This window comes from Streptomyces sp. NBC_01210 (genome assembly GCF_036010325.1).
In the GTDB taxonomy this organism is placed as follows: Bacteria; Actinomycetota; Actinomycetes; order Streptomycetales; family Streptomycetaceae; genus Streptomyces.
This window is the reverse complement of the sequence record NZ_CP108549.1, coordinates 7,029,459-7,040,924: the sequence shown is the minus strand read 5'-3', so window position 1 is coordinate 7,040,924 and position 11,466 is coordinate 7,029,459. Positions and strand designations below refer to the sequence as shown.

Genomic DNA, 11,466 nt, shown 5'->3' with positions numbered 1-11,466 from the left:
CTGTGGAGCTCTTGATGACAACGTCCCAGGCACAACTCGTCGAGGCGCTGCGTGCGTCGATCAAGGAAGCCGAGAGCCTCAAGCAGCAGAACCGGCAGCTCGTCGGTGCAGCGACGGAGCCGATCGCGATCGTCGGCATGGCCTGCCGCTACCCGGGCGGGGTCGCCTCGCCCGAGGATCTCTGGCAGTTGGTGTCGGACGGAGTCGACGCGATCTCCGGGTTTCCGACGGACCGCGGCTGGGACACCGAGGGCCTCTACGACCCGGACCCGGACAAGCCCGGCAAGATCGTCTCGCGTGAGGGCGGATTCCTTTACGAGGCGGGCGACTTCGATCCCGCGTTCTTCGGGATCTCGCCGCGTGAGGCGCTGGCGATGGACCCGCAGCAGCGGCTGTTGCTCGAAGCATCCTGGGAGGCGCTCGAGCGCGCCGGTATCGACCCCGACGCGATGCGCGGCAGCCAGACGGGCATGTTCGCCGGCGTGATGAGCTCGGACTACTACTCCGAGTTCACCAAGTCCGTCGAAGGCCTGGAGGGCTATCTCAGCACCGGCAACTCGGGCAGTGTCGCCTCCGGGCGTGTCTCGTACGTGCTGGGTCTCGAGGGTCCCGCCGTTTCGGTGGACACGGCGTGCTCGTCCTCGCTGGTGGCCCTGCATCTGGCAGTTCAGTCGCTGCGTCGGGGAGAGTGCTCGCTGGCGCTGGCCGGCGGCGTCACGGTCATGTCGACGCCGGACACCTTCGTCGAGTTCTCGCGGCAGCGCGGCCTCGCACCCAACGGCCGATGCAAGCCCTTCGCGGGCGCGGCCGACGGCACCGGCTGGGCGGAGGGTGTGGGCATGCTCCTCGTCGAACGCCTCTCGGGCGCCCGCCGCAACGGCCACCAGGTGCTCGCCGTGATCAGAGGTACGGCCCTGAACCAGGACGGCGCGTCGAACGGTCTGACGGCACCCAACGGCCCTGCTCAGCAGCGCGTCATCCGACGGGCGCTGAGCAACGCAGGTCTGTCGACAAATGACGTGGATGCGGTCGAGGCGCACGGTACGGGTACGCGGCTCGGTGACCCGATCGAGGCGCAGGCGCTGATCGCCACATACGGCCAGGGGCGCGAGGGCGGGGAGCCGTTGTGGCTTGGCTCGATCAAGTCCAACATCGGCCACAGCCAGGCAGCCTCGGGCATCGCGGGCATCATCAAGATGGTCATCGCGATGCGGGAGGGCCTGCTGCCGAAGACCCTGCACGTCGACGAGCCGGCACCGGAGGTGGACTGGTCGGCGGGCGATGTCCAGCTGCTGACCGAGGCACGGAAGTGGCCACAGGCCGACAGGCCGCGGCGGGCAGCGGTGTCGTCGTTCGGTATGAGCGGCACGAATGCGCATGTGGTGCTGGAGCAGGCGCCGGTGGTGGACGTCGGGGCTACTGAGACGCCGGTTGTCGGTGGGGCCGTTCCGTGGGTGCTCTCGGGTAAGACCGAGGGCGCATTGCGGGCGCAGGCGGAGCGGCTGCTCTCGTTCGTGGAGGAGAAGCCTGAGCTGGGTCTGGCGGATGTGGGTTACTCGCTTGCGGTGTCGCGGGGGAGGTTCGAGCACCGGGCGGTCGTCTCAGGTGCGAGCCGTGAGGAACTGCTGGCTGAGCTGCGGGCTGTTGCTGCCGGTGAGGTGAGCGCGGGGAGCGTGAGTCGTGGGCGGGTTGCGTTCCTGTTCACGGGGCAGGGCAGCCAGCGGACCGGGATGGGCCGCGAGCTTTACGAGACCTACCCCGTCTTCGCGGAGGCCTTCGACGAAGTCTGTGCGCACTTTGACAGGCACCTCGAGCGCCCGCTGAAGGACCTCGTCTTCGACACGGAGGACGTGGACTCCGGTCTGCTCGACCAGACGGTATTCACGCAGGCCGCACTGTTCGCGGTCGAAGTCGCACTCTTCCGACTCGTCGAGGCCTGGGGACTGACCCCGGACTTCCTCGTCGGCCACTCCGTCGGCGAACTGGCTGCCGCACACGCAGCAGGCGTCTTCACCCTCGAAGACGCCACCAAGCTCGTCGCGGCACGAGGCCGCCTCATGCAGGCCCTGCCCGCCGGTGGAGCCATGGCCGCGATCCAGGCCACCGAAGCCGAAATCCTGGCGACGATTGAGGGCCGCGAGACGGAGATCGCCATCGCCGCGATCAACGGACCCTCGTCCGTCGTTGTCTCCGGTGACGAGAACGCTGTGGTGGAGGTGCTGGAGTACTGGCGGGAGCAGGACCGCAAGGTCCACCAGCTCCGCGTCAGCCACGCCTTCCACTCCCCCCGCATGGAACCCATGCTGGATGAGTTCCGCACCATCGCCGCAGGAATCTCCTACGGAACCCCGCGCATCCCGGTCGTCTCCAACCTCACCGGCCAGCTCGCCACACCCGAAGACCTCAGCACCGCCGACTACTGGGTACGCCACGTCCGCCAAGCAGTCCGCTTCGCCGACGGCATCACCCACCTCGCCACCCAAGGCGTCACCACCTTCATCGAGCTGGGCCCCGACGGAACCCTCTCCGCCATGGCCCAGGAAACCCTCCCCCACACCGACAACACCCTCTTCACCCCCCTCCTGCGCAAAAACCGCCCCGAAACCGACACCCTCACCCAAGCCATCGCCCACGCACACGTCCACGGCGCAGAACTCGACTGGAACGGCGTATACGCGGGCCGTGGTGGGCAACGTGTGGAGCTGCCGACCTACGCCTTCCAACACCAGCACTACTGGCTGCGGGCCACAGCCGCAGCCGGTGATGCCACCAGCCTCGGGCTGGACGAGACAGAGCACCCGCTGCTCGGCGCGGCCGCGATCCTCCCCGACACGGGGGGAGTGCTGCTGACGGGCCGGCTTTCCCTCCAGTCGCACCCGTGGCTGGCCGACCACACCGTCATGGGTTCGGCAGTGGTGCCGAGCCCGGCGCTGGTCGAGCTCGCGATCCACGCCGGTGACCGGATCGGTTGCGGCCACGTCCAGGAGTTGACGCTCCATGCCCCGCTGGTCCTCCCCGAGCAGGGCGGAGTGGTGCTGCGACTGGCCGTCGACGCCGCCGATGATCAGGGACGCCGACCGGTGGCAATCCACTCGCGCCTCGACAGCGCCGAAGCCGACACGCCATGGTCGAAGAACGCCGAGGGCCTGCTCACTAATGACACGTCCGGCGTGGACTTCGACTTGTCAGTGTGGCCGCCGCAAGGTGCCGCTTCGATCGACGTGAATGAGATCTACGAGCGTCTCGCGCAAGCCGATTTGGCATATGGCCCCGCCTTCCAGGGCCTGCGCGCCGCCTGGCGACTCGACACCGACATCTACGCCGAGGTCACACTCCCCGAAGACACCGCCACCGACGGCTACGGCTACGGCTACGGCTTCAGCCTCCACCCCGCACTCCTCGACGCAGCCCTGCACGCACTCCCCCTGAACCAGACCGACCAGCCACGCATCACCTCCTGCTGGAACGGTGTATCCCTCCACGCCTCCGGCGCCTCAACTCTGCGTGTGAAGCTCTCCCCCGCCGACGGCTCGATCGCGGCCGCCGACGAAACGGGAACACCCGTCCTCACCGCACAATCCATCACCTGGCGCCGGCCCACCACCGACGAACTCAGCATCGGACACAGCCCGTTCCACGACTCTCTCTTCCAGGTGGAATGGCTGCCGGAGCTGTCCCTCCCATCGGCGAGCCCGAGTACATGGGCTGTACTGGGCGAGCCGGATACCTTCACCGACGGCGGCCCGGTGTTCGCGAACCTGGCCGAACTCGGCGCCGCCGACACGATCCCCGAGATCGTCTTCGCTCCCCTCGCGGGATACGACGACGGGGACACGGCTGTCGGCGCACACCAGGCCACACACCACGCGCTCGCCCTCGTCCAGGGCTGGCTGGCAGAAGACCGCTTCGCCGAGTCCCACCTCGTCTTCGTCACGCGCGGTGCGGTCGCCGCCCGGCCGGGTGAAGACGTCACCGACCTGGCCAACGCACCCATCTGGGGCCTCGTACGCTCCGCACAAGCCGAGAACCCCGACCGTTTCGTCCTCCTCGACACCGACGAATCCGCAGAGCTCGCGGCCCTGTGGCCGGTACTTCGCGTCGGCGAGCCGCAGGCCGCCCTGCGGGAAGGGTCCGTATACGTACCGCGGCTGACCCGAGTCGCCAAGAACACCGACGACAGCGACACCGCCGCGCCCAACCCGGACGGCACCGCGCTGATCACCGGTGCAGGAACTCTGGGCGGCCTCGTTGCCCGCCATCTCGTCACCGAGCACGGCGTACGCAACCTCATCCTCACCAGCCGTCGCGGGCAGAACGCGGACGGCACGCACGACCTCGCCGCCGAGCTGATCGAACTCGGCGCGGACAACGTCGAGTTCGCCGCCTGCGACGCAGCCGACCGCGAAGCCCTCGCGACCCTCCTCGCCGCCATCCCCCTCGAGCGCCCCCTCACCGCCGTCATCCACACCGCCGGCGTCCTCGACGACGGCCTCGTCGCGTCCCTCACCCCCGAGCGCACCGACGCCGTCCTGCGACCCAAAGTCGACGCGGCCCTCAACCTGCATGAGCTGACGAAGGACCTCGACCTCTCCGCCTTCGTCCTCTTCTCCTCCTCAGCCGGCCTCTTCGGCGACCCGGGACAGGGCAACTACGCCGCCGCCAACACCTTCCTCGACGCACTCGCCCACCACCGCCGCTCGCTCGGCCTCCCCGCAACCTCCCTCCAATGGGGCCTGTGGGAGCAGCGCAGCGGAATCACCGGACACCTCACCACCGCAGACATCGAACGCATCCACCGCTCCGGCATGACCCCCCTCCCCACCCAACTCGCCCTCCAACTCCTCGACACAGCACGCGAATCGGGGTACGCGGTGGTTTCTCCGATGGGTCTGCAGCCTGCCCGGGTGCAGGCGGACGACAGTGCGGAGTTCGCGATCCTGCGGAAGCTCGTACGCATCCCGGCGCGGCGGGTGGCACACGCGAACGCGGGTGTCGACGCCGAAGCGAAGGCTCCGTCTTTGGCTGATCGCCTCGCCGGACTTTCGCCCGCCGAGCAGTTGAGGAGCGTCCTCGAACTGGTGGTGTCGAATGTGGCCGCGGTACTCGGGCATTCGGGCGCGGGCTCGATCGAGGCCGAACGGAGCTTCAAGGAACTGGGCTTCGACTCACTGACCGCAGTCGAGCTGCGCAACCGCCTGAATTCCCACATCAGCGCGAGCAGCGAACTCCGTCTCCCGGCCACTTTGGTTTTCGACTACCCCACCCCGCTGGATCTGGCGCAGTACCTGTGCGCCGAGGTGGTCGGCAGCACCACAGACCCGGCCCATGCCGCGCCCGTCGGCTCGGTGCTGTCCGAGCTGGACCGTGTGGAGTCCGCGATGTCCCGCGTCGCACTTGACAGTGACGAAGGCAACGAGGACGACCGGGCAGTGAGTATCACGGATCGGCTGCAGGGCCTGCTTTCCAAGTGGAACGAAATCCAGAGCGCCACGACCGGGGCGGACGACGGCAGTGACGATCTTGAATCGGCGACGGCCGACGAGATGTTGGCCATTATCCAGCGGGAATTCGGCAAGGCTTGAGAATTCATCCCGTGCCGGGATGCACTGAATTATCAGTCCCGGCCTCTCCAGCTCTCGCACAGTATTTGACTTCGATAGGTGATATGTGATGGTGCAGGACGAGAAACTTCTGGAAAATCTCAAGTTCGTGACGGCCGAGCTGCGCCGAACTCGTCATCGCCTGGTCGAGGTCGAGGAAGCGGAGCACGAGCCGGTCGCGATCGTGGGTATGGCCTGCCGCTTCCCCGGCGGAGTGACCTCACCCGAGGACCTGTGGCAGCTGGTGGCGGACGGGGTCGACGCGATCTCCGATTTTCCCAAGGGCCGCGGCTGGGAACTGGATTCGCTGTACGACCCGGACCCCGACCGCCCCGGCACGACGTACGTGCACCAAGGCGGTTTCATCGAGGACGCCGACGCATTCGACCCCGCGTTCTTCGGAATATCGCCGCGCGAGGCCGTCGCGATGGACCCCCAGCAGCGGCTCGTCCTTGAGACGTCGTGGGAGGTCTTCGAGCGTGCGGGGATCGACCCCAACTCGCTCAAGGGCAGTTCGACCGGCGTGTATCTGGGGATGATCCACAACGAATACGGCTGTATTCTCCCGACCGTACCGGCCGATATCGAGCCGTTCCTTTCCAACGGAAATGTCAACAGCGTCGCCTCGGGCCGAATCGCCTACAGCCTCGGCCTCCAGGGGCCCGCGATCACGCTGGACACGGCGTGCTCGTCGTCCCTGGTTTCGCTGCATCTCGCCGCACAGGCGCTGCGGCGCGGCGACTGCACGCTCGCGCTCGCCGGCGGGGCCCAGGTCCAGGCGACCCCCATCTCCTTCACCGACTTCGCCCGGCAGCGCGGACTCGCGACGGATGGCCGTATCAAGGCGTTCGCCGATGCCGCGGACGGCACGATCTGGGGCGAGGGCGTGGGAATGCTTCTCCTGGAGCGGCTTTCGGACGCGCAGCGCAACGGCCACAACATCCTTGCCGTGATGCGCGGTTCTGCCGTCAACCAGGACGGTGCGTCCAACGGCCTCACCGCCCCCAACGGCCCTTCCCAGCAGCGCATGATCCGCCAGGCTCTTGCGGACGCCCGGCTGACGACCGCGGAAGTCGACGTGGTCGAGGCGCACGGCACCGGGACCACGCTCGGCGATCCCATCGAGGCGCAGGCCCTCATCGCCACTTATGGCCAGGGGCGCGAGGGGGCGGAGCCGCTGTGGCTCGGCTCGATCAAGTCCAACCTTGGCCATACGCAGGCCGCCGCGGGCGTCGTCAGCGTCATCAAGATGGTCATGGCACTGCGCAACGGCATCATGCCCAAGACCCTTCATGTCGACGAGCCTTCGCGAAAGATCGATTGGTCGGCGGGCGATGTCCAGCTGCTGACCGAGGCACGGGAGTGGCCCGAGGTCGGGCGTCCGCGCCGGGCAGGCGTCTCGTCGTTCGGCCTCAGCGGTACGAATGCACATGTGATCCTGGAGCAGGCGCCGGCCGTCGAGGCCGAGCCGACTTCTGAGGTTCCTGTTGTCGGTGGGGTCGTTCCGTGGGTGCTCTCCGGCAAGTCCGAGGACGCGCTGCGGGCGCAGGCCCAGCGGCTGTACTCCTTCGTCGAGGGCTCCGAGCTGGGTCTGGCGGATGTGGGTTACTCGCTTGCGGTGTCGCGGGCGCGGTTCGAGCACCGGGCCGTCGTCACCGGCACTGACCGGACTGAACTCCTCGCGGGTGTACGGGCGTTGGCCACCGGCGATCTGTCGGGTGCGGTGACTGCCGGGAGCATAGGCCGTGGCCGGCTGGCGTTCCTGTTCACGGGACAGGGCAGCCAGCGGACCGGGATGGGCCGCGAGCTGTACGAGACCTACCCCGTCTTCGCGGAGGCCTTCGACGAAGTCTGTGCGCACTTTGACGGGCACCTCGAGCGTCCACTGAAGGACCTCGTCTTCGACACGGAGGACGCAGACTCCGGCCTGCTCGACCAGACGGTATTCACCCAGGCCGCACTGTTCGCGATCGAAGTCGCACTCTTCCGACTCGTCGAGGCCTGGGGCCTCACTGCCGACTTCCTCGTCGGCCACTCCGTCGGCGAACTCGCTGCCGCACACGCAGCAGGCGTCTTCACCCTCGAAGACGCCACCAAGCTGGTGGCTGCACGAGGCCGCCTCATGCAGGCCCTCCCGGCCGGCGGAGCGATGGCCGCGATCCAGGCCACCGAGCCGGAGATTCTGCCGCTGCTGGAAGGCCGGGAGCACGAGATCGCCATCGCCGCGATCAACGGACCCTCGTCCGTCGTTGTCTCCGGTGACGAGAACGCTGTGGTGGAGGTGCTGGAGTACTGGCGGGAGCAGGACCGCAAGGTCCGAAAGCTCCGCGTCAGCCACGCCTTCCACTCCCCCCGCATGGAACCCATGCTCGACGAGTTCCACACCATCGCCGCAAGCCTGACCTACTCGACACCGCGCATCCCGGTCGTCTCCAACCTCACCGGCCGGCTCGCCACACCCGAAGACCTCAGCACCGCCGACTACTGGGTACGCCACGTCCGCCAAGCAGTCCGCTTCGCCGACGGCATCACCCACCTCGCCACCCAAGGCGTCACCACCTTCATCGAGCTGGGCCCCGACGGAACCCTCTCCGCCATGGCCCAGGAAACCCTCCCCCACACCGACAACACCCTCTTCACCCCCCTCCTGCGCAAAAACCGCCCCGAAACCGACACCCTCACCCAAGCCATCGCCCACGCACACGTACACGGCGCAGAACTCGACTGGAACGGCGTATTCACAGGCCACAACCCCCGCCGCATCGACCTCCCCACCTACGCCTTCCAACACGCCCACTACTGGCTCGAAGGCCCCGCCTCCGCTCATGACGCCGTCGGCCTGGGCCTCGTACAGAGCGAACACGCACTGCTCGGAGCCGCCGTCGCCCCTGCCGACTCCGACAGCTTGCTGCTCACCGGCCGGGTCTCCCTCCGTACGCACCCGTGGCTGGCCGACCACGCCGTCATGGGCACCGTTCTCCTGCCCGGCACCGGACTGGTCGAGCTCGCGATCCACGCCGGCGACCAGGTGGGTTACGGCCAGGTCGAAGAGCTGACGATTCAGGCTCCGCTCGTGCTGCCGGAGGCGGGGGCGCTCCAGTTGCAGGTCGTCGTGGGCGCCCCCGACTCGTCGCAACGCCGCACGGTCGGTATCTACTCACGCCCGGACAACGCCGTCGACGAGCCGTGGACGCCACATGCTGTGGGCGCGCTCGCCCCGACCGTGGCGACCGTGGATGCCGACCTGATGTCCTGGCCGCCGGCCGGGGGCGAGGAGGTCGTGCTCGACGGCCTGTACGAGGGGCTGATCGAGCAGGGCTACGAGTACGGGCCCACCTTCCAGTGCCTGCGCTCGGTCTGGGTGCGCGGCGAGGAGATCTTCGCCGAGGTGGAGCTGGCCTCGGGCACCGGCACCGACGGGTTCGCCGTGCATCCCGCGCTCCTCGACGCCGCGTTGCACGCCGTCATCGTCGGCGCCAACCACGCCGCGCAGAACGGCGGCGGGGGTGACGAAGCCGAGGTGCGGCTCCCGTTCTCGTGGGCCGGCGTCAGCTTCCACGCCGAGGGCGCCTCCCATCTGCGTGTACGGCTCAGTGTCGACAGCGACCGGCGGATCACGCTGGCGGCCGCCGACACCACCGGCGCCCCCGTCGTCTCCGTGGCGGGCCTGGCGACGCGTCCCGTATCAGCACGGCAGTTGTCTTCGGCGGGGGGCGCGTGGCACGAGTCGTTGTTCCACGTCGACTGGGTGAAGGCCCCGAGTGTTCCGGCGGCACCGACCGCGTCCGCCGGCGGGCAGTGGGCAGCCTTGGGAGGCGACAGGTTCGGCCTGCACGGCGCACTGAAGAGCGCCGGCGTCGGCGCGGCAGAGTTGGCGATCCATCCGGACCTCGCCGATCTCGCCGCTGCCGTCGATGCGGGCGCGCCCGTGCCGGAGATCGTCTTCCTGCCCTTCGCGCCGGTCGCCGCAGAGGACCTCACGGGTCTGGCGGAGGGGGCTCGCGCCGCTTCTGTACGGGCGCTGGAGACCGTACGGGCGTGGCTGGCCGACGAGCGGTTCGGCGGGTCGCGGCTCGTCCTGATCACCCGGAGCGCTACGGCTGGGCATGCTGACGCAGCACCCACCGACCTTGTGCACGCACCCCTATGGGGTCTGGTCCGCTCGGCGGAGGCCGAGAACCCGGGGCAGTTCGTCCTCCTCGACCTCGACCCGGCCGGCGCGGACACCGTGACGCGTGACGTGTTGTCGGCGGCGGCCGTCTCGAAGGAGCCCGAGCTCGCCCTGCGTGGCGACGCTCTGTATGTGCCGAAACTCGCCAGGACCGAGGAACCTGCCGAGCCTGCGCGCCCGAAGCTCAATCCCGAGGGCACGGTACTGATCACCGGTGGTACCGGCACGCTCGGCGCGCTGATGGCGCGTCATCTGGTGACCGAGTACGGCGCCCGCCATCTGCTGCTGGCAAGTCGCCGCGGGACCGAGGCCGCGGGTGTCACCGAGCTGGTGGCCGAGCTCGCCGGGCTCGGGGCCGAGGCGACTGTCGCCGCGTGCGACGCCGCGGACCGGGAGGCTCTGGCGGCCCTGCTGGCCGCCGTACCCGCGGACCGTCCGCTGACCGCCGTTGTCCATACGGCGGGCACGCTCGACGACGGTGTAGTCGGATCGCTCACCCCCGAACGTCTCGAAGCGGTCATGCGGCCGAAGGTCGACGCGGCGGTCAACCTGCATCTGCTGACACAGGGCCTCGAGCTGGCCGCGTTCGTGCTCTTCTCCTCGGCCGCGGGCGTCTTCGGCGGCCCCGGTCAGGCGAACTACGCCGCGGCGAACGTGTTCCTCGACGCTCTCGCGCGGCACCGCAGGGCCGCGGGCCTCACCGCCCACTCACTGGCCTGGGGTCTGTGGGAGCAGCGCAGTGACCTGACCGCGAACCTCGCTGCCGGCGACGTACAGCGAATCACCGGCTCGGGCCTGGCCACGATCTCCTCCACCGAGGGGCTGGCGCTGTTCGACGCCGCGCTGGCCACCGGGGAGGCCGTCTCCGTACCCGTACGGCTGGACTTCCCCCGCCTGCGTGCCCAGGCCTCGTCCGGTGAACTCACCGCTCTGCTCGACCGGCTGGTCAAGGTCCCGGTGCGGCGTGCGGCGTCGGCCGCGGCGGACGCGGAACCGCAGGGCAGTTCGCTCGCGCAGCGGCTCTCGGGGCTCGCCGATGAGAAGCAGGCCGAAGTGCTGCTGGAACTGGTGCAGTTGAACGTCGCCAAGGTGCTGGGCTTCAGCGGGAGCAGGCAGGTCGAGCCGGGCCGCGGCTTCCTGGACCTCGGCGTCGACTCGCTGACCGCCCTGGAGCTGCGCAACCGGCTCAATGGCGCAACCGGTCTGCGGCTGCCCGCGACTCTGATCTTCGACTACCCGTCGGCGGGCGCGGTGGCGAAGTATCTCGGCACCCAGTTCTCCGCCGATGCCGCGGGTCCGGGAGCCACCCCCGTCCATGCCGATCTCGGCCGTCTCGAGGCCACAGTCTCCGCCGCCGATCTGTCCGACGAGGACCGCGACAAGGTCGTCAACCGGCTCCAGGCTCTGCTGGCCACGCTCGGCCGCTCGGTCGTCGTGGGCGGCGGCGCGGCGACCGTGGCCACGGACCTCACATCGGCGAGCGACGACGAGATGTTCGCCATGATCGATCAGGAGCTCGGTCTGTCCTGACCAAAGCAATTCCCTCCGCCCCCAGGGCCGGTCACCTCCCCAAAGGAGTGTGGCCGGCCCTGGGGGGCGTAGGGGGGCGCTTAGGGAAGGTTAGGGGTGCCGCGTCGGGTGGCTATCTCCTAGCGTCGTATGTGAAGTCATGTCGGTGTGTCGCCGTGCTCATCC

General features: G+C 68.9%; 2 protein-coding genes. Both read left to right on the top strand.

Annotated features, from left to right (window positions below; translation table 11 throughout):
* Nucleotides 1-14 precede the first annotated feature (14 nt).
* Nucleotides 15-5,582, top strand: coding sequence for a type I polyketide synthase (locus OG735_RS31825; RefSeq protein ID WP_327326574.1), 5,568 nt, complete (start codon nucleotides 15-17; stop codon nucleotides 5,580-5,582).
* An 88-nt stretch (nucleotides 5,583-5,670) separates the two neighbouring features.
* Nucleotides 5,671-11,301 (top strand): type I polyketide synthase, encoded by a 5,631-nt coding sequence (locus OG735_RS31820; protein WP_327326573.1) that lies wholly within the window; start codon nucleotides 5,671-5,673, stop codon nucleotides 11,299-11,301.
* Nucleotides 11,302-11,466 lie beyond the last annotated feature (165 nt).

Coding starts and splice junctions, on each gene's coding strand:
- OG735_RS31825 (WP_327326574.1), top strand. CDS start 15: ATGACAACGTCCCAGGCACAACTCGTCGAGGCGCTGCGTGCGTCGATC.
- OG735_RS31820 (WP_327326573.1), top strand. CDS start 5,671: ATGGTGCAGGACGAGAAACTTCTGGAAAATCTCAAGTTCGTGACGGCC.